This is a genomic window from Bradyrhizobium sp., assembly GCF_004799445.1.
Classification (GTDB): Bacteria; Pseudomonadota; Alphaproteobacteria; order Rhizobiales; family Xanthobacteraceae; genus Bradyrhizobium.
The window spans coordinates 1-20900 of sequence record NZ_SSNA01000181.1 but is presented as its reverse complement, the minus strand read 5'-3'; the positions used below and the strand labels follow the sequence as shown (position 1 = coordinate 20900).

Below are 20900 nucleotides of genomic sequence, written 5' to 3'. Positions count from 1 at the left end.
ACGATTGTTTCTTTGTAGGGAACGCATGGACCGGAATCCCATCACCAAAGCCTTGCGGGCACTGAGCTGGCTGATCCAGGAACCGTCCGGTTCCACCGGGGTGCGCGAGATGGCGACGGCTCTCGGTTTGTCTCCCAGCAGTGCGCACCGGCTGTTGAGCGCCTTGGCTGACGAAGGATTCGTTCGCCAGGATCCGGCTTCCTCGAAATATCTTTTAGGTGTGGAGTTTTATCGTCTGGCCAACATAGCGGCGGCCAAGGCACCCATTCGTCAGGCGTCGCTGAAGCACATGCAGCGTTTGGTGGATGCCTGCAACGAGACCGCACTTCTCGGCATCTACGACGACCTCAAGCAGGAAATGATCTTCGTCGCGCGGGTCGAGTCCAAGCACGCCCTGCGCTATGCAGTTGAACTGAACCGCTGGCTGCCGATTCATGTCGGCGCCAGTGGGCTGGCCATCATGGCTTTCCTGTCCGCCAACGAAATTGAATCGATCATCGACCGTACCCGGCTGATGCCTTTGACCGATTTGTCGATTACCGAACCTTACCGGCTCCAGATGGAACTACAGACGATAAGGAGTCGCGGAGCCGCCACGTCACGGGGCCATCGCGTGCCGGGGGCTGTCGGCTTGGCCGCGCCGATTTTTGGGCCAAGCGGCAAAGTGGTCGGCGACGTTTGTCTGACCATTCCGGAACAGCGCTTCGATGAGAGGGCCGAAGATCAGATTCTCGATCTTCTGCGGGCGTGTGCGCAGTCCATTACCGAGGAAATAGGCGGTCGCGTCACTGACAAGCAGGCGGCCTGAAGCTCACCCGGCAAGTGAGAACGAAATAAGCAGCTAGAATTAGCAACGGCCAAAAAGAGCCGCGATCACAGGGGCGCAATCAGCGCCAGGGAAACGTAAAATGGCATACGCAGCCGAAGCCAACGTCGCTCACGATTCGAAGATCACCTCTTACCAGTGGCTTTGCCTTTTCTCGGCCTTCGCGGGCTGGATGTTTGATTCGATGGATCTCAACTTGTTCACGCTCGTGCTGTATCCGAGCGTGGCAAGTCTGACGAATCTTACCAGTCCCGCCGAAATCGCCCGTTACGGCGGTTACATCATGGCTATCAAGCTGCTGTGCTGGGGTATCGGTGGCATCCTTTTCGGGGTCGTTGCCGACCGCGTCGGACGTGCCCGCACGATGGTGATCACCATCGTGATCTACGCCGTATTCACCGGTCTCAGCGGGTTGGCGCAGAACTGGGTTCAACTGGCGGCGCTGCAGGCGATTGCCGGCTTTGGCATCGGCGGAGAATGGGCCGCGGGCGCTTCGCTGATCGCGGAAAGCTGGCCGGAAAAACACAGGGCACGGGCCATGCAGATCATGCAGATGGCGTTTGCCTTCGGATTTTTTGCCGCGGCACTCGACAATCTCATCCTTGGTCCGATCAGCTGGCGCTGGGTGTTGGCTGCCGGTGCGTTGCCCGCCGTGTTGAGTCTCCTGATCCGGTTCTTCGTTCCAGAGCCGGACCGCTGGCTCATGGTGCGAAAACGCGAGGAGGGCCGCTCGACCGCCGGACAGACTTTTGCAGCGATCTTCAAGCCGAATTTGCGACGTAGAACCATCGTGGGGGCGATCGTTGCATCTTCCGTCATGATCGGCTGTTGGGGCGGCCTGACCTTGCTTCCCAGCTGGATACAGCAGCTCGTGCGGGCCTCTGGCGGCACTAACGGAGTGCCGATAATCAGTTATGCCTTCATGCTGATGATGGTCGGGGCCGTGCTTGGCTATGCGACCCTTATCTGGATGACAGACGCGCTTGGTCGGCGCGGCGCATATTTCATCTTCAACATCTGCGCGCTCGCCTCTTCGCTCTACCTGTTCTGGTTTGTGAAAGACCTCCCCACCCTGCTCTGGTTTATGCTGGTCTACGGATACTTCGTGATCGGTGGTTTCGGGACGTTCGCGGTCTATTTGCCCGAACTCTTTCCGACCCGTGTCAGGGCCACCGGGCAAGGGTTTTGCTGGAACGCCGCGCGGTCCGCCACCGCCATCGGGCCACTTATCGCCGGATGGCTGGTTGCGGAGTTCGGTTCGTTTCCCGCGGCCGCTGCGGCTGTCTCGTTCGCATATGTGATAGGCGCGGTCGTTATCTGGTTTGGACCGGAAACGCGTGGCATTCCGCTTGAGGATTGACCTTGCAAACAAGAGGTGCGCGGGTCGCCATAACCGGATGGCGCCGATGCCGTCTGCGCCACCAGCAGCACAAGCAGGGCGGCGAACAGGTTCGCGGCGAGCTTCATCGTTCCCTCTATCGTCCCGCGTGCCCGATCTTTGCCGCCGGACTTGACGGCAAGCGATGCCGCGATCGGAGACAATCACCTCGGTTCGTCACTCGATCAAGGCCGCGTCATCCCAGCGGCCATCATACGATTATTATACGATGACGCTTTCATCCGTCTCGTTTCTTTATGTCACTTTACCTATTTTGCAGACGCCGTCGCAAAACCGGCATGCGGAGATAGTCACTGCAGGCAGTGACCGGCAGCCGGTACTTTAGGCTCAACATCAGTGGGCAGGCCACGCGACAGCGACCGCTCCACGTTTGGCACTCAGGCCAGGTTTGCGTGCGGCGTCCGCTTCACGGCCAGCGGCCCGCAACCGCGTCAGCGCCAACAAAACCAAGAATGGTGACACATGACTACTTCTCATGCCACTCCGGCAGGCGATCGCATCGTTGAACCGATGATTGCGCTTGCATGTTGCTCGAAGCAGCACCGAATCGTCGTTGCCGGCTCCAGGGGCGTCGAACTCATGCTGGAGCTGCAGCGCCGCGGCTATGTTCGCACGGCAGCAACGGCGAATTGCGGCCAGCCGGCCGGCCAATACGATGTCGCGCTGGTCGATTGGCGGCGGCGCACGTCCAAATCCCTTGAGGTCGCGCTTGACTGGCTGGTGGACTTCCTGGGTTCCTCCGGTGTGCTGGTCGTCTGGGTCGACCCCCAAAAGGCCACGGCCAACGAAGCCCTTCGCCAGTCTTTGGAACGGCGCGGCTTTGTGATCGAGGCCGGAACCGTCCACGACTGCGGTTGCGCCGTTTCGGCGCGGCGGCGCGAAATGAACCCGATCCGCAAGGCCGCGTAAGCTGCGATCTTCCTGCTGCCGGTGCACGGGCGGCCTAGCCGCCCGTGCTACCCGCGAAAACGTGTTAGGCATAAGCCAGACACCAGAAGGAGCCGGCAAGGGCCGTATCATGCAAACCAAACCACCCGTTCCGCGCGCGATCCTCGTCGGCATCCAGATCCCGGATGTCGATGACATCGCGCATGCCGCGAGCATCGAGGAACTGGGCCGTCTGGTGAACACGCTCGGCTACGAGGTCGTCGCCACGATATCGCAGAAGCGCGATGAAATCGGCGGCGGGACGGTGCTCGGCAAAGGGCGGCTTGAGGAACTCGCGGCGATGACCGGCGGGACAGGCATCGTCGGATCGATGGCGATACCCCGGAAATCGAAGGCGCGTGAACGCTTTGATGGCGCTGGCGACAAGAAACCTGACGCCAGGCAGACGGAGCCTGATCCTGCGGCGCAGCCGAAGCCCGATTTCGTGATCGTCGATCATGACATCTCACCGAGCCAGGCCCGCAACCTTGAACGCGCGACCGGTGCGCAAGTCCTCGATCGGACCGGCGTGATCGTGGAGATTTTCCATCGCCATGCGCACAGCCGCGAGGCAAAGCTGCAGGTTGAGATTGCGCGGTTGAAGTACGTCTCGCCGCGCTTGCGGGAATCGTCGGGCGGCGGGCGGCAGCAGGGCGTCGGCGCGGGCGAGTCCGATCTGGAGCTTGATCGTCGCAAGATCCGCGACCGTCTCGCAGAGCTGAAGGAACAGCTGGAGGGCATCCAGCGAGACAACGACCAGCGTCGGGCCGCGCGCCGCGACCAGCTCCGGGTCGCCCTGGTCGGCTACACCAATGCAGGGAAGTCGTCGCTGATGCGAGCGCTCACCGGCAGCGAGGTGCTGGTCGCTGACAAACTCTTCGCGACGCTCGATACCACGGTGCGCACGCTGCAGCCCGAGGCGAAGCCGCGCGTGCTTGTCTCGGACACCGTCGGGTTCATCAAGAAGCTGCCGCACGATCTGGTTGCGTCATTCCGATCCACGCTCGCCGAAGCGCTCGAGGCGTCGCTGCTGCTGTTCGTCGTTGACGCCTCCGATCCGACCTACCAATCGCAGCTCGAGGTGAGCCGCAACGTACTGCGCGAGATCGGCGCCGACGCCGTTCCCTCGCGGCTGATCCTCAACAAGATCGATCGCGTGAGCGAGGCTGATCGCGCCGCGTTGCGCGAAAAGCATCCCGACGCGATCCTGCTTTCCGCAAAGTCACCCGAGGACGTCGCCGCGCTGCGCGAGACAATTGTCGGATTCTTCGAAGCTGCGATGGTGGATGACCAACTGGTGCTGCCCTACGCAAAGCAGGGGCTGCTCAGCGACGTGTATGAGAATGCACGTGTGCTCTCCGAGGACTACGACAGCATCGGCCGGATCATAAAAGTGCGCGGCCTGCCCGGCGCGATCGCGCGCCTGCGAAGAACCCTTGAGGCTACCTGAGTTCGATCGCGGATCCGCTCGAGCACGGCCCGCAACGGGATCAAGGGCGGGACAATTCGGCCTCATTCGACGATGCGCCTCTTGCGGCTAGCGTTTGTCGCCGAAGTAGCCGAGATTGGCCGTGACGCTTTCCAACACCCGCAGCACTGCCTCGGTCCGATCCGGGTCGGCCGTTACGTGGTCGGCGAGATACACGCGCCCAACGGTCAGCGGCGGCTTCGCGGCGATGGCGGCAAGAGCACCCGAAGGGCGATAGGCTTCAATCATCCGCTTCGGAAAGATGCCGATGCCGATACCCGCGGCGACGAGTTGGGCTGCCGCATTGACGCTGGTGCAGATACAGAACGGACCGGGCTTCTGTTCGGCTGAGGCAAACCACCCGACTGTATTGCGGTGCATTGATGTCGGCGGCGGCGTGGTGATGACCGTGAAGCGGGACAGCGCGCGCGAAGATGTTCCTATTCGTTTCGACACCGCTGGCGTCCCTGCCCACGTATTGGGCTGCGGGCCGAGCGAGATCAGACGCAGCGCGCGATTGCCGATCGGATCCACGAGCACGGCCAAATCGAGACCGCCCTGCAACAGTTCCTGCTCGAGCGTCGAACTGGTGGTGACGGTCCATTCCGGACGTAGCAGCGGATATCGCTTCGCAAGCGCGAGGGCCAAATGCCGCAAGCACGCAACCGCAAACCCCTCCGCAAGGCCGATGCGAAAACGCCCGTTGATCGAGGTCGGCGACGCGGCCTTGCGAAGATGCCCATAGGCGTCGAGCACCAGCTTCACCTTGGGCAGGAATAAATGACCGGCACGCGTCACGCGCACACCCCGGCCGTGCCGCTCCAGGACCGGCATGGCGAGTTCAGCTTCCAGCTTCCGCAACCTGAGCGACAATGTTGGCTGCGTGACATTCAGTTGGGCCGCGGCGCGATGAACGGAGCCGAGTTCAGCTACCCAGTAAAACGCTTCCAGCTGTGCGATGCTGACGTGATTCATTGGAAAATCCTATCAAACAAGGTCAAGTCATTTAATTGGACAGCATTCGCCTATGCATATTAGCTCGCAGCCGGCTCGCATACAGAAAAAACCCGGCCCAAGCCGGTGCGGCAGCCAAACGGGGGGACGACGTGACCTATCGCCGGGGATGGATCGCTCTGCTGATCTTTGCGGTCGTCATCATCAACTATATCGACCGCATCGCCTTGTCGGTCGCAGCCAAGCCTATCGTCGCCGAGTATGGGTTCACACCGGTCGAGATGGGCTATTTGTTCTCCGGCTTTTTGTGGACCTACGTGGTTTGCCTTATTCCGCTGGGGCTTTCGGTCGAGCGAATTGGCGCCAGGAACATGGTCGGCGGCGGCATTGCGATCTGGTCCACCGCGACCGCCCTTACGGCAGCCACCGGCGGATTTGTCACGATCCTTCTTGCCAGGCTTGTCATGGGGGCGAGCGAAGCCACGACCTATCCGGCCTGCGGTCGCGTGATCCGGGACTGGTTTCCGGAGCGCGAGCGCGGTTTCGTGACGACGTTGTTCAATGGCGGCTCTTCCGCTGGGCCGGCGCTCGGGGCGGTTCTCACTGCGGCGCTGGTGAATTCGTTTGGTTGGCGCGCTGCTTTTGTCGTGCTCGGGATTCTTGGCTTCGTTTGGCTGGTCGCCTGGCTGATTTGGTACAGCCCGCCCGAACAATCCAAGTGGCTGTCGAAGCCGGAGCTGGCGAAAATTCTCGCGGAGCGCGACGGCATGGGAGCGAGCACCGCACAGGGGCCGCAGCCGTCCTCGCTGGGCTATCTGCTCGGCCAGCGAAGCGTGTGGGGGCTGGTTCTGACGCAGGCGTGCCTCGTATACACGGCCTATCTCTTCCTCACCTGGCTTCCCACTTATCTCCAGTCCACGCGTGAACTCTCGACCATGAACACGGGATATCTCACCGCGGTCCCATATTTCATCACGATCGTTCTCGGTGTGCTGATTGCGCGCGCGAGCGATCGCATGCTGTCGTCGGCGGATATCCAGGCGGGCCGCCGGCGCAATTTCGTCGCGGCAATGGCCATGCTGGCGATGCTGATATTGCTGGCGCCGCTGGTCGGCAATCTCTGGCAGTTGCTGCTCGTGCTGACGCTGGTACTGACCGGCTCCACGACTGGCGCAGGATTGAACTTCACGCTCGCGAGTGACCTGTTGCGCAATCCGCGCGATGTCTCGCGCGTTGTCGCGATCACTGCTTTCGGCGGCAATCTGTTCGGCCTCATCGCGCCAATCATTACCGGTTATGTGGTCTCCGGTACCGGCGGCTACACGTGGGCATTTCGTATCGCCGCCGTACTGCTGTTCTGCGGCAGTCTTGCCACGCTGGGACTGACTCGTCGGCCGATCAAGCCGCAATACGCGTAAAGGCCCCGGGCACAGGCGGATCATGGTGAAAAAGATGAAACACCACTACGCCGGGCTACGCCGCCCGATTACCGACGAAACGCGGGCAAGTGTCGCAGAGGACTTTCCCGAGATCGCTCTGATTCCGAATGAAGTCCTCAGGGCGCGCGCCGTCGAGGCCTGGAGTTATGCGCTATGCTGCTCCGACTTCCTGCGGATCACGGACCTTCCTCCGGAAGGCAATCCGGGCGCGCCGGCGCTGCGCCGGGGAACGCAGGCCGATCACGTGCGCGGTGTGGTGCGTCTGAGCAGGCTGATCGCTGAGGAGTTCGCGCAATCCTATCCGTCGGTCGCAGTCGACTGGGACATCCTGATCGCCGGGGCGGTATGTCATGACGTCGGGAAGCCCTACGAGTTTGATCCTGGCAATCGAAACCGGTGGCAGGCTGCTCCGGCCGACAGCGGCGCTCCGACCTTTCGTCATTCGGTGTTCGGCATGCATGTTTGCCTGACGGTCGGCTTGCCGGAGGAAGTGGCGCACATCGCGGTCGGCCACTCGTTCGAGGGCCAGTATATGGGCGTCAGCGCCGAGTGCATGATCATCCGTCAGGCCGATCATGGCTGGTGGCATGTCGCCGGTGCCCTTGGCCTGATCACGCCGGAAAGCATTGGCGCTCTGTCGGGTAACCTGCGTGCCCGCGAGCAGCGCAACAACACTTGAGCAAACAGATGGTGGAGCAAGCCATCGATCGGCAGAGTGCGGACAGGGGGAAAACGTGAAACATCGTCGATACTGGGTCTACCTTTTCATGTTCTTGTTGGCGACGATCAATTATGTCGATCGGATCGTGCTGTCCGTCTCCAGCACGCCGATTGCCGAAGAGTTCGGCATCACCAAGGTTGAACTCGGCTATCTCTTCTCCTCCTTTCTCTGGCTCTACGTCGTCTGCCTGGTGCCGATGGGCATGATCGTCGACAAATTCGGAGCAAGGCGGGTCAACGCGGCAGGAATTGGCATCTGGTCGATCGCGACTGCCCTGACCGGATTGGCGACCGGCTTTGGCATGCTCATCGCGACCCGGGTGGTGATGGGCATCGGCGAGTCGACGACCTATCCGGCCTCGGGCCGCGTCATCCGTGAATGGATTCCGCTCAAGGAGCGGGCGCTGTTTGCGGCCTTCTTCAACAGCGGTGCCTATTTCGGCCCGGCGATCGGCGGTCTGGTTTTGGCCTGGTTGGTCGGCGCTGCCGGCTGGCGCGCGACCTTCCTTGTCTGCGCGGCCGTCGGCTTCGTCTGGCTGCTGGCCTGGATGATCTGGTTCCGAAAACCCGAAGAGGTGAACTGGCTCAGCAACGAGGAGCGGTCGTTCATATTGCGGGAACGCGACGGCGGTGCAAAGGGTGCGGCGACCGATGGCACCTCGATCGGCTTGCGCGGCCTGCTCGGATCAACTTCCATGCTGGGTCTGATGTTGGCGCAGGGCTGCGCGGTCTACACCCAGTATTTCTTTCTGACCTGGCTGCCCAATTATCTTCAGACCGAACGTGGCATGTCGATGTTGAAGAGCGGCGCGCTGATGTCGCTTCCCTTTATCGGCGCGGTGATCCTGACCGTGCTGTTTGGCAAGCTGAGCGACAGCCTGCTCACGGAGGAAAGCGCGCGTAGCGGCGGTCGGAGGCGCCTGGGGGCGCTGCTGATGCTGTTCGGTTCGGTGATCCTGCTAACGCCGCTGGTTAATAACGTCTATCTCGTACTTGTGCTTATCACCATCGCGCTCGGCGGCGTGGCGTCGGCTGTGGCCCTCAACATCGCCATGATCGGCGACCTCCTGAGAACCCCGGCAGACTCGGGACGGGCGACCGGATTGCTCATCCTTGGCGGAAACACCTTCGGGATATCGGCCCCGATCGTCACCGGCTATGTCGTGCAGGCGACCGGCAGCTTCAACATGGCCTTCGTCGTCGCGGGCACGCTGCTTGTGCTCGGCGCACTGGCCGTGTTCCTGCTGGCGCGTACGCCGATTGGACCGGTCGACGGAACGGCCGCGATGGCCACCAGCGTTGCCTGAGAAAGGACCGACCCTTGTTCTTCCATCCGCCCAGGGACCTCGCAACCAGCGTTTTCGCAACTTTGCCGAATGAATTTCGCAAGGCCGATCCGAACAACGACTGGGCACGCTACCAGCCGAAAGGCGGCCCCACCCGCTCCCTGCTCGAAGGGCCGTCTTTCGACCGCGGCGGCAATCTGTGGTGCGTGGATCTTCCCAACGGCCGCATCTATAGAATCACGCAGGACGGCGATTTTCATGTCGCCGCCGAGTACGACGGCTGGCCGAACGGACTGAAATTCCACCGGGACGGCCGGATCTTCATCGCCGACTACAAGAACGGCATCATGGAAATGGATCCGGTGAACGGCAAGGTCAGGCCGTATCTCGTTCGTGCAAGCCTTTCGCCCTTTAAAGGGTGCAACGACCTCTTCTTCGCCGCCAATGGCGATCTTTATTTCACCGACCAGGGCCTCACCGGCCTGCACGACCCGACAGGCCGGCTGTTCCGCCTGACCGCACGCGGGCAACTCGATTGTCTGCTCGACAACGTACCGAGCCCGAATGGTCTCGTGATGAATCTCGCCGAGAACATGATCTTTCTTGCCGTCACACGCGGCAACTGCGTCTGGCGTGTGCCGCTCAGCCCCGACGGCGGGGTCGCCAAGGTCGGCATCTATATTCAGCTTTCCGGCGGCTGGGGCGGACCGGACGGTCTCGCACTCGACGCAGACGGCAGGTTGTTCATTGCACATGTCGGCATGGGCGCCGTATGGGTGGTCGACGCGTTGGGAGAGCCGGTCTATCGCATTCGAAGCTGCGCCGAGCCCCACACCACGAACATGGCTTTCGGCGGCACGGACAACAAGACTCTGTTCATCACCGAGTCCGGCAGTGGCTCGATCCTCAAGGCGGAAATGGATGTGCCAGGCAAGCCTATGTTTTCACATCTATAGGCACGGAAGAACCAGCCTATCTCGCGCCGACGCGGCTCGCTACTGCCGACGAGGTTCTCTAACGGGCCGCTACCGCTATCGGCACTTTTCGCACCTCACGATCTTTAGCGCTGGCGCCGATCCCGTGAATCTGCCTAAATTACCGCGGCTCCGGCAATAAAATCGCAATTTTACAAAATCACCGTAACCCGGATTGGGAGCCATCTGGTGAATTGCGGGCGAAATAGGGGGGCGACCGTGATCAAACGATCTATGTGCCGTGCAACAGCTTTTGCTATCCTGCTCGCTGTAATATTTACCGGTGCTGCGACTGTCGCCCAGGCTCAGGGTAAATGGCGGCTCGGCGCGCCAATCCCACAAGGAGCCAACGAAGTACTCGGCGCTTCCATCGACGGGCAGATATTCGTCTACGGCGGACAGGATCCGCTAAACAAACCGCAGGGTATTTTCTACAAGTACGACCCCGGCAAGAACGATTGGACGCAACTGCCTGCAAATCCTGTCCCGGTCCACCACGGTGCAGCCGTGAGCATCGGTCACAAGTTTTATGTCATTGGCGGATTTCGGCTGCCGGACAGCGGCAAGGGCGGCTGGTACCCGGAAAACAAGGCGTGGGCCTTCGATACCGAGACGCAAACCTGGTCGGCACTCCCGAATATGCCGACAGCGCGTGGCGCGCTTGCCGCAGTTGCGGTCGGCAAGAAAATCTACGTGATCGGAGGTGGAACCATTCCGCAGGGCAAGCAGCTGCCGAACGGTCTTACCCCTGGCGGAGATGTTGAATTGCTCGGCACCATGGAGGTGTTGGACACCGATACCAATACCTGGTCGAGTCTGGCGCCGATGCCGACCCCACGCAATCACCACAGCGTCGCTTATGCGGACGGCAAGATCTACGCGATCGGCGGGCGCGTCGGCTCCTGCTTTTCCGGTGGGTGGTCATCCAACGTCTGGATGAATGAGGCCTACGACATCGCAACCAACAGCTGGGCTACGCGGGCGCCGATGCCGACTGCGCGGTCAGGAACCGGCATCGCGGCGGTTGGCGGCAAGATCCACGTTCTCGGCGGTGAAGGTTGGATCGATGATTTCGGCGGCGTATTTCGTGCGCACGAAGTCTATGATCCCGAGACCAATTCGTGGTCGCGCGCGGCGCGCATGATCACGCCCCGACATGGCTTTGCGGCAGCGTTGGTCGACAAGACCATCTACGCCGTATCGGGAGTCAACAATGCCGGCGGTGGCGGCACGTTGTCGGTGGTTTCGGTCAACGAGATCTTCGAACAATAGGGTTTTAGGGATGATAATGCGCGTGCTGGTGCGGCATGCCGGCTAGGTACTGACCACCGGTTTTTCCTGAAGGAGCTGCTGGATGAGCTGACCGACGCGCAATATCTGCGCGTCCGCCGGCGGCGCAGTTCTGCTGCCGAACCGCCGGATTTTCGCTTATGCTGGCCCGTTCCGATCCGAAGTGGTGAGACTGGTCATGACAGCAACAGCCTATCTGGCGGGGCCCGACGTGTTTCTTCCCAATGCGGTCGCGCACGCCGCAACGAAGGTGGAGATATGCCGGCGATTCGGTTTGCGCGGTTTGCCGCCGCTCAACGAAGATGCCGGGACAGCCGCCACGGAGCTGGAGGTCTGGCAGGCAATCTATCAAAAAGACGTCGCGATGATGGAGCGAAGCGACCTCATCATTGCCAACCTGACGCCGTTCGCAGGCGCATCCGCCGATGCCGGCACGTTGATCGAGGTCGGCTGGTTTCTCGGAAAGGGCAAGCCGATCTTTGGCTATTCGAACACGGCCGAAAACTTCGAATCCCGGATGCGCAGACAGCTTGGCGCAAACCATGCCGATCTCGACATCGAGGGCTTCCACCTGCCGGACAATCTCATGATTGTCGGAGCGGTCCAGAGCGGCGGATGCCCGGTGTTTGTTCCGGCCGACGGCAAAACGCGCGGCCTCGATGCGCTCGACGTGTTCGAGACCTGCGTCGAGGCCGCGGCGCGATATTTTGCCAGGCGGCCGTGACGCGTCAACTCAGCGCCGCACCGTCGCGAGCGCATGCAATTTGGAAGTCATGAGCCTGGCTGCGTCAGCCTCGGCAGCGGAGCCTTTCACTCATACAGACCCCTGCGCGAAGCTGGGACGCGCTCGCCACCACCCCGTCGTCATCCCGCAAGCGCCCGCAACACACATATTTGTGTCGTGATCGCCGGCGATTCGTGACAGAATTGCTACGGGCAGATTTATGACAGAATTATTACATTCAAATGTCGGCTCGATAAAAGTTGGAGCATTCGATGAGTCTGGAATGGCGGGCGCAGTCAAGTTCCCTGGCGTGGTCGAATCCACTGGCCTGGTGGTGGAGTCTGTTGACCGCGGTCAGCGGCGTAAATATCGCGATCTGGTTCTTGCTGTACCGCCAGCTCCACGAACAGCCGGCCGGTGGTCTCGGCAGCAGCTCCGGCATCGAGCTCACCTTTCTGCGGACCGGCAGCCTCGGCAGCGCGTCCGACATCCAGCTCATGCTGCTGCTCTGCGCGGCCTATGTTTTTGGCTGCGCCTTCAGGTCGTTCCTGCCGCGCGCGGATGTTCAGCGGATCTGCCTGTTCGACACCTGGCTGTCGAGCGTTGTCGTCGGCCGTTCGGTCGCCACCGTGGCCGAGATCTGCTTCGCGGCGCAGTGGGCGATTATCCTGCACCAGCTCGGCACCATGACGGGGTCGGACACCACCTTGAACGCCGCCTGGGTGATCGTGCCGCTGATCCTGATCGCGGAAGGTTTCTCGTGGTATGCGGTGCTGACCACGCACTATCTGGGCAACGCCATCGAAAATTCGATTTGGGCCGTGGCCTTCTCCGCGGTCGGAATTGGCCTTTGCCGGCTGCTGCCGGAGTTCGACGGTGCGGTTCGCATCGTCCTCGCCATCACGATCATCGGGATCGCCGCCTATCTGGTGTTTCTCATGACCGTCGATGTTCCGATGTATCTGAGCCGGTGGCGGGCCGACCTTGCTGATGGCGGCAAGCCGCGTCTGCGGCCTCTCGAGGGTCTCCGTGACGTCAGCACGCGCTGGATCGTGACCCACGACCTTGCCGAGTGGAAAGACGAGATTGCCTGGATGTCGCTGTATTTCAGTGCGGCGGTCTGGGCCAGCCTCGCGCTGTGCGTTTGCTACTCGCTCGAGGGTCATCTGCCGCGCTATCGTACCGAACCGGTGGTCACGAGCGTGTCGTCCGACGCCTCGGCAGTGGTTGGCAAGCAGCACCAGGTAATGCCGCGCCACAGCCTTTAGGCGCGCGCATCCGGCGGATGACGCCGGAGCCTGTCAATCGGCCGCGCCTTGCGCGGACCCGTCGGGTTAGGCCGCCGCACGCCGCCCCACCGTTGGGTGGATGCCGGCCATTACTTTCTTTTTTGCAGAACGTCGAACCAGACCGCCAGACTGATGATGAGGCCCTTGATGATCAGTTGGTAGAACGAGGAGACGCCAAGCAGGCTCATGCCATTGTTCAGAACGCCGATGATCAGCGCGCCGATGATCGTGCCGCCGATCGTGCCGGAGCCGCCGGCCAGGCTGGTGCCGCCGATCACCACGGCGGCAATCGCGTCGAGTTCGAACATGGTGCCAAGATTGGGTGACGCGCCGTTGAGGCGTGAGGCCAGCAGGATCCCCGACAGCGCCGCCAGCAGCGACACGGTCACGTAGACGATCATCTTGGTCCGTGTGACGTTGATGCCCGACAGCCGCGCCGCTTCCTCGTTGCCGCCGAGCGCGTAAAGACGCCGGCCAAACCTGGTATGACCCAGAACGAATATCGCGGCCGCCGCGATGATGACAAAGATCGCTACCGGAACCGGAAGGCCGTCACCCCTGCCGAAAACATAGACGGCGAGTGCGAACCCGACGGCTGCGATGATGGCACCCGCCGCCAGCCGGTCAAGCTTGCCGCGGCCGCCTGATTTCCAGCGCTCGCCAAGGCCGCGGATCAACATGGTGCCGTAGAGCGCCGCTGACACCGCAAGGATGACCAGCGTCGGCACCGGCGGAATGTAGCCGCCGCCAAGGCTGGCAAATCGGGGGTCGGCGACCGCAACCGAACTGCCGCCGGACAGCGTCAGCGCGACACCGCGGGCAATCGTCAGCATGCCCAGCGTGATGATGAACGGCGGAATACGGTAACGCGCGATCCAGAAACCGTTCCACATTCCGATGACGCCGCCGACCACCACCAGCGTGAGCGGAACCGCGATCCATGCGGCAATGCCCGCCTGCATCAGCAGCGTCACGACCACGGCCGCGACCCCGACCACGGAACCGACCGACAAATCGATACCGGCGATCAGAATGACCATCGTCATCCCGACCCCGACGATGCCGACGATCGTGACCTGGCGGGCGACGTTGCTCAGATTGCGCGCGGTGGAAAAGGTGGGATCGGCAAGCGCGAGAGCGACCGAGAGAACCACAAGGGCGATCAGCGTGGCGTTGGTCTTGATGAACTGGAGCGCCTGGTTCTGCCGCATGACCTGTCACTGCCCCGTCCGGCGCGCGCCGGTCGCATATTCCATGATCGCTTCCTTGGTGGCCTGCTTGCGCGTGAACTCGGCGACGATGGCGCCTTCCCGCATCACCAGGATTCTGTCGCTCATCCCGAGAACCTCCGGCAATTCCGAGGAGATCATGACGATCGCCACGCCCTCCCCGGCCAGCCGATCCAGCAGCTTGTAGATTTCGACCTTCGCGCCGATGTCGATGCCGCGGGTCGGCTCGTCCAGGATGAAAATCTTCGGGCCCGCATTGAGCCATCTTCCCAGGATGACCTTTTGCTGATTGCCGCCGCTGAGCGTCCCGACGATGCTGTCGATATCGTGCGTTTTGACACCGAGCTGCGCGACGTATTTCTCGACCAGCGCGCGTTCCCGGGCAGCGTCGATCACGCCGATCGACCGCGAGCTGATGGTTGGCAATGACGCTATCGTCGTGTTGAAGGCGATCGACTGGCCCAGGAACAGACCAAACGCCTTGCGGTCCTCGGTCAGGAGCGCGATGCCATGGTCAATGGCGTCGGCGGGCGAGCGAATGTCGATCCTGTTGCCCGCGACCAGCACCTCGCCATGCGTCGCGTCCGGACAGGCGCCGAAGATGGCGGAGACGAGTTCGGTTCGCCCGGCCCCCATCAATCCGGCGATGCCGAGAATTTCGCCGCGATAGGCCGAGAATGAGGCTTTCCTGACCCGCTTTTCGCCGGCCAGGTCAGGATGGTCGACTTCGAGATTCCTGACCTCGAGGATTTTTTCGCCACGCTGGCGCGCGGGCGCCGGAAACATGTCCTTGATGTCACGGCCGACCATTCGGGCGATGATCTGGTCGAGGGTGATGTCGGTGATGGCGGTGACATCCCCGATGGTCTGTCCGTCCCGCAACACCACGACCCGGTCCGCGATCTGCTTGATCTCCTCCATCTTGTGGGAGATGTAGCACATGCAGACGCCGTCCTGCTTCAGCTTGCGGATGATCCGAAACAGCTCAGCCACTTCGCGGTCGGTCAACGCGGAGGTCGGCTCATCGAGCACCAGGATGCGCGCGCGCTTCGACAGCGCCTTGGCGATCTCGACCATCTGCTGCTTGCCGACCGTGAGGTGCTTGACCTGATCGGCGGGTTTGAAGTCCCGGATCCCGAGTTCGTCCAGCAGGGTCTGGGTGTCTGAATTCAGCTTGCGCCAATCGATCGCGCCGAGGCGGTTGGTCGGCTGACGGTCGAGGAAGATGTTCTCGGCGACGGAGAGTTCGGGAATCAGATTTAATTCCTGATAGATGATCGCGACGCCGGATTCCTCGGCTTCGCGGGTGGTGTAAAATCGCCTGTTTTCGCCCTTGATGAAAATGTCGCCCTGATAGCTGGGATAGGGCCACACCCCGCCGAGCACTTTCATCAGGGTCGATTTCCCCGCACCGTTCTCGCCCACCAGCGCGAGAACCTCGCCGGCGCGCGCCTCGAAGTTGACGTTGTCGAGCGCCCTGACCCCCGGGAATTCCTTGACGATCTGCTCCATCTTCAGAACGACTTCGGACATGCGCGTTCGGATCTATTTTCCGTACACCTGCTGGTGGGTGTAAAAGCCCTCGGCGATGATCGTGCTGTCGAGGTTCTGCCTGTCAACGAGCACCACCGGGGTGACGATGGTCGGCACGTCGACGGCGCCATTGTTGATCACCCTGTCGGCCTTGAGCAGCGCGCTGGGATCCTTGTCCGGATTCTGCGCGAGTGTCACGGCCACCTCGACCGCCGTTTCGGCGAGCGGGGCGATCTTCTTCCAGATTTCGGCGGCTTCCTTGCCCTGCGCGACATATTGGATGTTGACGAAATCGGCGTCCGAGCCGGCGACGAAAACCTTCTCCGCGCTGGCCAGGCCCTGGGCGTCGAGGGCGGCGATGACGCCGCGCGCCATGCCGCTGTTGTTGCAAATCACGGCGTCGATCCTGTTGCCGAACTTGGTCAGCAGGTTTTCCATGGTCGCCATCGCCTTGTCGGGCAACCAGCCCTCGTGCGATTGATCGGCGACCAGCCTGAGATCGGGGTTGGCCTTGAGAACCTCGAGAACCCCGCTGCTCATCGCATTGGCGTTGGAATCGCCCGGCTGCCCCCGGATCAGCGCGACATTGCCCTTGACCGATCCGTTAACTGATCCGTTTTTGGCCTTGAGCCAGGCCACCATCGCCTCGGCCTGAAGCTTGCCGACGGCCCAACTGTCCTGCATCACCATGGCGTCGAGCGGACCGTTGACCAGCATCGCATCATAGCCGACCACCTTCACATTGGCTTTGTGGGCGGAGGTGACCATGCTTCCGGCGGTGCCGGTGTTGACCGGCTGCAAGACGATGACCCGCGCGCCCTGCGACAGCATGTTTTCGAACGCCGCGAGCTGGGTCTGTTCGTCGTTGTTGGCGGAGTCGAAGATCACTTCGGCGCCCAACGCCTTGGCCCTGGCGAGGAACGCAGCCTTGTCGCGCTGGTAGCGCTCCTCCTGCATGGTCTTGAGCAGGAAGCCGATTCTGATCTTGTCGGCCGCGCCGGCCGGATTGACAGCCGGGGAAAACGGCAGGGCCAACACGGTTGCCATTGACAGAAAGGACATGCCGCTCAGGACAAATCTGCGGTGCAATTGCATGATGCTTCTTCCCCAAAACTTCCAGCTCTTGTCATCTGGCTGGCGGAGGCTGCCTGCTGCGCTGCGGCGCGACCGCCGGCCATCCATCGCTGGATCGCGACCGAGCCGGTCAGCGTCGTTGACATCCTCATATCCGGCAATGCGGGGAAAAGCCAATGGCGGCCGGCGCCGTCGCCCAAAAGAAAAAGCCGCCCGAAGGCGGCTTCTCGTTTGCTTGATCGACTGAACCCGGCGCGAGGGGTCTAAGCGGCGCGCACCGTGTTGAGGAATTTGCCGACTTCGAGCTTGAGCCGGTTAGAGTCGCTGGACAGCGACTGCGCGGCCGAGAGCACCTGCGACGAGGCTGAGCCGGTCTCGCTCGCGCCGCGCTGGACGTCGGTGATGTTGGAGGAAACCTGCTGCGTGCCCTGCGCGGCCTGCTGCACGTTGCGGGAAATCTCCTGCGTCGCCGCACCCTGCTCTTCCACCGCGGCGGCGATGGTCGATGAGATCTCCGACAGCTTCTCGATGGTGCCGCTGATTTCCCTGATCGCGCCCACCGATTCCTGGGTCGCCGCCTGGATGCTGCTGATCTGCTGGCCGATCTCGCCGGTCGCTTTCGCGGTCTGCTCGGCCAGGGCTTTCACCTCGGACGCCACGACCGCGAAGCCGCGGCCCGCCTCGCCGGCGCGCGCGGCTTCGATGGTTGCGTTCAAGGCCAAAAGGTTGGTCTGACCGGCGATATTGTCGGGCGCTATTGGACCTAGTCCGCTACAGAACAGGTCGGCAAAACCCGCCTGATGTCAGCAGGTGCGCACATTCGCTTGACGATGACCGGAAGAATCGAGCCCGCAAGCACCGGACGAACCGGACTGTGGTGGAGGCGCAAATGGTTGAGGCGCGGGGTACCTCCTCGCGGTCCTCGCGCGCGGCGCCGGCTCGCGGCGCTTCTTGCATGATCCGCCGGAATTCAGAAAATAGCCGCTGCCGCACTCGATTTGAACGCAGCGATCACCCTCCGCGCGCTGTCCCTTGCCGCAGATCAGCGGGCACACGCGATCGGATTTGTTGCGGACGGCATCGAGGGCATCGAGGCTCGCCAGCTTGATATCGAATTGGGTTTTGGCATTCTTGTTAAAAAGATCGAGCGCCTTGCTCGAGCTGTCGTCCCAATGGCCGTCGACGTTTCCCGTGTTGCAGCCGACGCGCTTCAAATGGGCCTGCAGCAGTCGCGTGAGGTCGGCCTGACCGAGTTGTGGCACAGGCGGCGGCGTCTGCGGGGTGGTCTGGCCCGGCGTCAGCGTCGCGACCTTCTCGGCATCTTCCCTGGCGGCGCGGCTGGCCTGTTCGACCTGAAGCTGGGCCTCCGCAACCGCCTGGCGTTTGGCTTCCGCGACCTGCTGCCGGGCGGCCTCGGCCTGCTGCTGTGCAAGCTCGACCTGCTTCTTGGCCTCTTCCAGTTCCTTCTTGGCCTGCTCGGAGAGCTTCTGCCTGGCCTCGGCGGTCTGGCGCGTGCTTTGCTCCTCGGTTTGCCGGCGCAGCTCCTCGGCCTTCAGCGCCGCCTGCTCCTCGGCCTCCCGCCGGGCATCGTCGGCCTTGCTGTGGGACTCCTGCGCCGCGGATAATTTATTATTCTGCGCGCGCGCAAGGTTCGCATAGAGGCCGCTGGGGTGGCTTGCGAGAAACGAATCCCACGCTTCTTTTGTGCCGATCTGCGCGGCGAGCTCGTAGTCGACACGCGCTCCGGCTTCGGCATCGACCGGTTTTGCAATTTGCGGAACCAGCGCCATGGTTTCGCCGCCGAGCGATCCATAGACGAACGGCTCCTGGCGATTGCCGGTGCTCTTCAGCACGTCGTCGCGAACGCGGCCGAACGCCAGCCGGACATCGAGGCCGGGGACCGTGAGGTTTTTCAGCAGCGCCGAGGTGAACGGGCTGTGCTGCCCGTCGCCATCATCCGCCGTCGAGCCGGCCTTGGCGGCATAGGCGATCAGGGTATCCGTGCTGGTGGGTTCGACCTTGCTCAGGCCGGACGTGATCGCACGATTGGCGCGTTCCCTGCGCATCTTGGTGACAAAGGGATTGTCGCGGCAGGCATCGAGAATGACGAGCCGCAACCGCTTGGCGCCGTCGGTCGTCGCCACCAGCCGCTCCAGCGGGATCGCCTCATCATCGGCATCGCGGTCACTGGCCAGCCGCGCATCGATCGGAATGAGATAATTGGTGCCGCCGATTTCAAGGCCGTGGCCGGCGTAATAGATCACCGCGATATCGGCCTGGTCCGCCATCGCCTCGAACTTGCGGATCGACCGCTTGAATTCGAGGTTGCCGACGTCGAGTTGGACGTCGACGGAATCAAAGCCCGCATCCTTGAACATCCTGGCGACCGCGCTCGCATCCCGCGAAGGGTTGGGAAGCTGCGGAACGCTCTGGTAGGTCGAGTTTCCCACGATCAGCGCCACGCGCTTCTCGGCCAGGGCGCAGCCGGGCGCGAGAACCATCGACAGGATGGCCCCTCCGATCACTGCCGCCCATGAGACCTGACGCCTGATCATGCTCGTTCCCGCGCGGTATTAAATCCTCAACCGCACAGCTCCTTTCGCACCTTCAAAAAACACCAAAAGCAATCGATCGCCGGCGGCCGGCCGTGAAATGCCGCGGCACGCCAGCCGCCTATCTTTACGTTTTTCGCCGCCTCCGATCAATCTCGTCATGCCGTTCGAACCGCTTTGGTCAGGCGTTCTGCTCGAATTCAGTTCAGCTGGCCGGGGATGAGAGGCGAGACGACCGGCGATCTCGCCTTTCTTCGTCCCGGCGGGTTTTCGAAGGAAAATATACCGCGATAAAGTGCTGCAATAATGTGACGCGCATCACGCCCGTTGGGGGCTTGTCGGCACTTTTCGGACGTTACCGACCGCGCTCACACGCGCCCGGGCGCAGGCATCGTCATGCCACACGCCGAGGTGGGTTTCGCGCCCAGCAACGTCACCTGGTCCTATTTGGACTCGTCCTTGACGAAGGGATATCCCTTCTTCTGCCACTCGGCCAATTCCATCACGACGGCGGTAACGTTGGTGAAGCCGATATCCCTCAGTTGCTTGGCCGCCAGCGTGGCGCGGCCGCCGGTCGCGCACTGCACATAGATCTTGCGGTTCATCTCTACCTTGCCTGGATAGCCGAGCGGCTTCCAGATCCGGAACTCGAGACGCCCACGCGAAACGTTGACCGTGCCAGGCACGTGTCCGGCCTTGAACTCGGTTTCCTCGCGCACGTCGACCAGCAGTGCGCCGTTCGGATGATTGACCACCGCCAGGTACCCCTCCATGTCCGTGGTGTCGATCGTCTTGCGAACCTGCGCGACATACTGGTCCACGGAGTCGGGCCAGTTTTCGGCCGCGAAACCCGGCTGGCAGATGACGAACGCGCCGAGAAAAACCGCGGCGGCTCCAAATCTACGGCGCATGAAAGCTCCTTACGAGGGTTTGCCGGATGATGGCAGGGCAGCACCTGGCCCTTTTTGGAAAAATTGCTCAGCAGGCGACGAGATCGGTGTGTCCGAAGCCCTTGGAGTAGTCGAGCACGGAGATCACGGTCGGAGTGACGCAGAACAGCCGGACCTCATCAGGGTCAGGCATTTTCATCGGCAGAGGCGGACTGTCGGGATACTTCAGCGGCATCATGGCCAATATCTTTTCTGCCTCTGCCCGGCTTTCCACCGCCCGCGCATGTCCCGCCATCGATAGTCCGGTGATCGCCATCAAATTCGAG

17 protein-coding genes and 2 pseudogenes are annotated in these 20900 nt (G+C 62.1%); 11 read left to right on the top strand and 8 right to left on the bottom strand.

Features of this window, described 5'->3' with window-relative positions; genetic code table 11:
* Positions 1-25 precede the first annotated feature (25 nt).
* From E8A46_RS23655 to hflX, 4 genes are all read left to right on the top strand, one after another.
* Entirely contained in the window at positions 26-808 is a 783-nt protein-coding gene (locus tag E8A46_RS23655) for an IclR family transcriptional regulator (protein ID WP_291566415.1), read from the top strand.
* 100 nt (positions 809-908) lie between these two features.
* Positions 909-2186 carry an MFS transporter gene (locus E8A46_RS23650; protein WP_291566412.1) on the top strand — a complete coding sequence of 426 codons (1278 nt, stop codon included), beginning with the start codon at positions 909-911 and terminating at the stop codon, positions 2184-2186.
* 618 nt (positions 2187-2804) lie between these two features.
* A complete protein-coding gene (locus tag E8A46_RS23645) occupies positions 2805-3134 on the top strand; it encodes a hypothetical protein (protein WP_291566411.1) in 330 nt (109 codons plus the stop codon).
* A 109-nt stretch (positions 3135-3243) separates the two neighbouring features.
* Positions 3244-4602 carry a GTPase HflX gene (hflX, locus tag E8A46_RS23640; RefSeq protein WP_291566408.1) on the top strand — a complete coding sequence of 453 codons (1359 nt, stop codon included), beginning with the start codon at positions 3244-3246 and terminating at the stop codon, positions 4600-4602.
* An 87-nt stretch (positions 4603-4689) separates the two neighbouring features.
* Here hflX and E8A46_RS23635 read toward each other — a convergent pair whose 3' ends face one another.
* Complete coding sequence (locus tag E8A46_RS23635) at positions 4690-5595, bottom strand: LysR family transcriptional regulator (protein WP_291566405.1); 906 nt, start codon at positions 5593-5595, stop codon at positions 4690-4692.
* 131 nt (positions 5596-5726) lie between these two features.
* Between E8A46_RS23635 and E8A46_RS23630 the strand changes: the two genes are divergently transcribed.
* From E8A46_RS23630 to E8A46_RS23600, 7 genes are all read left to right on the top strand, one after another.
* Entirely contained in the window at positions 5727-6992 is a 1266-nt protein-coding gene (locus E8A46_RS23630; RefSeq protein ID WP_291566403.1) for an MFS transporter, read from the top strand.
* Between the two features lie 34 nt (positions 6993-7026).
* A complete protein-coding gene (locus E8A46_RS23625) occupies positions 7027-7692 on the top strand; it encodes an HD domain-containing protein (RefSeq protein ID WP_291566401.1) in 666 nt (221 codons plus the stop codon).
* Between the two features lie 55 nt (positions 7693-7747).
* A complete protein-coding gene (locus tag E8A46_RS23620) occupies positions 7748-9040 on the top strand; it encodes an MFS transporter (protein ID WP_291566399.1) in 1293 nt (430 codons plus the stop codon).
* A gap of 14 nt (positions 9041-9054) precedes the next feature.
* A complete protein-coding gene (locus E8A46_RS23615) occupies positions 9055-9975 on the top strand; it encodes an SMP-30/gluconolactonase/LRE family protein (RefSeq protein ID WP_291566398.1) in 921 nt (306 codons plus the stop codon).
* A 237-nt stretch (positions 9976-10212) separates the two neighbouring features.
* On the top strand, positions 10213-11265 hold the full coding sequence (locus tag E8A46_RS23610; RefSeq protein WP_291566396.1) for a kelch repeat-containing protein: 1053 nt from the start codon (positions 10213-10215) through the stop codon (positions 11263-11265).
* A 196-nt stretch (positions 11266-11461) separates the two neighbouring features.
* Complete coding sequence (locus tag E8A46_RS23605; RefSeq protein WP_291566394.1) at positions 11462-12007, top strand: nucleoside 2-deoxyribosyltransferase; 546 nt, start codon at positions 11462-11464, stop codon at positions 12005-12007.
* 272 nt (positions 12008-12279) lie between these two features.
* A complete protein-coding gene (locus E8A46_RS23600) occupies positions 12280-13275 on the top strand; it encodes a hypothetical protein (RefSeq protein ID WP_291566392.1) in 996 nt (331 codons plus the stop codon).
* 110 nt (positions 13276-13385) lie between these two features.
* Here the strand turns inward: E8A46_RS23600 and E8A46_RS23595 are convergent, their stop codons facing one another.
* The 7 genes and pseudogenes from E8A46_RS23595 to E8A46_RS23565 all read right to left on the bottom strand — a co-directional run.
* Complete coding sequence (locus E8A46_RS23595; RefSeq protein ID WP_291566390.1) at positions 13386-14507, bottom strand: ABC transporter permease; 1122 nt, start codon at positions 14505-14507, stop codon at positions 13386-13388.
* Positions 14508-14513: 6 nt separating this feature from the next.
* Complete coding sequence (locus E8A46_RS23590) at positions 14514-16058, bottom strand: sugar ABC transporter ATP-binding protein (RefSeq protein ID WP_291566389.1); 1545 nt, start codon at positions 16056-16058, stop codon at positions 14514-14516.
* A 12-nt stretch (positions 16059-16070) separates the two neighbouring features.
* Positions 16071-17120, bottom strand: a complete 1050-nt coding sequence (locus E8A46_RS23585) for a substrate-binding domain-containing protein (RefSeq protein WP_291566388.1) — start codon at positions 17118-17120, stop codon at positions 16071-16073.
* A gap of 275 nt (positions 17121-17395) precedes the next feature.
* Positions 17396-17875, bottom strand: a pseudogene (locus tag E8A46_RS23580) (methyl-accepting chemotaxis protein); the annotation flags it as partial.
* A 60-nt stretch (positions 17876-17935) separates the two neighbouring features.
* Positions 17936-19687 carry a caspase family protein gene (locus E8A46_RS23575; RefSeq protein ID WP_291566386.1) on the bottom strand — a complete coding sequence of 584 codons (1752 nt, stop codon included), beginning with the start codon at positions 19685-19687 and terminating at the stop codon, positions 17936-17938.
* Between the two features lie 440 nt (positions 19688-20127).
* Positions 20128-20595 carry a rhodanese-like domain-containing protein gene (locus E8A46_RS23570; RefSeq protein WP_291566384.1) on the bottom strand — a complete coding sequence of 156 codons (468 nt, stop codon included), beginning with the start codon at positions 20593-20595 and terminating at the stop codon, positions 20128-20130.
* 67 nt (positions 20596-20662) lie between these two features.
* A pseudogene (locus E8A46_RS23565) lies at positions 20663-20900 on the bottom strand (pyridoxamine 5'-phosphate oxidase family protein); the annotation flags it as partial.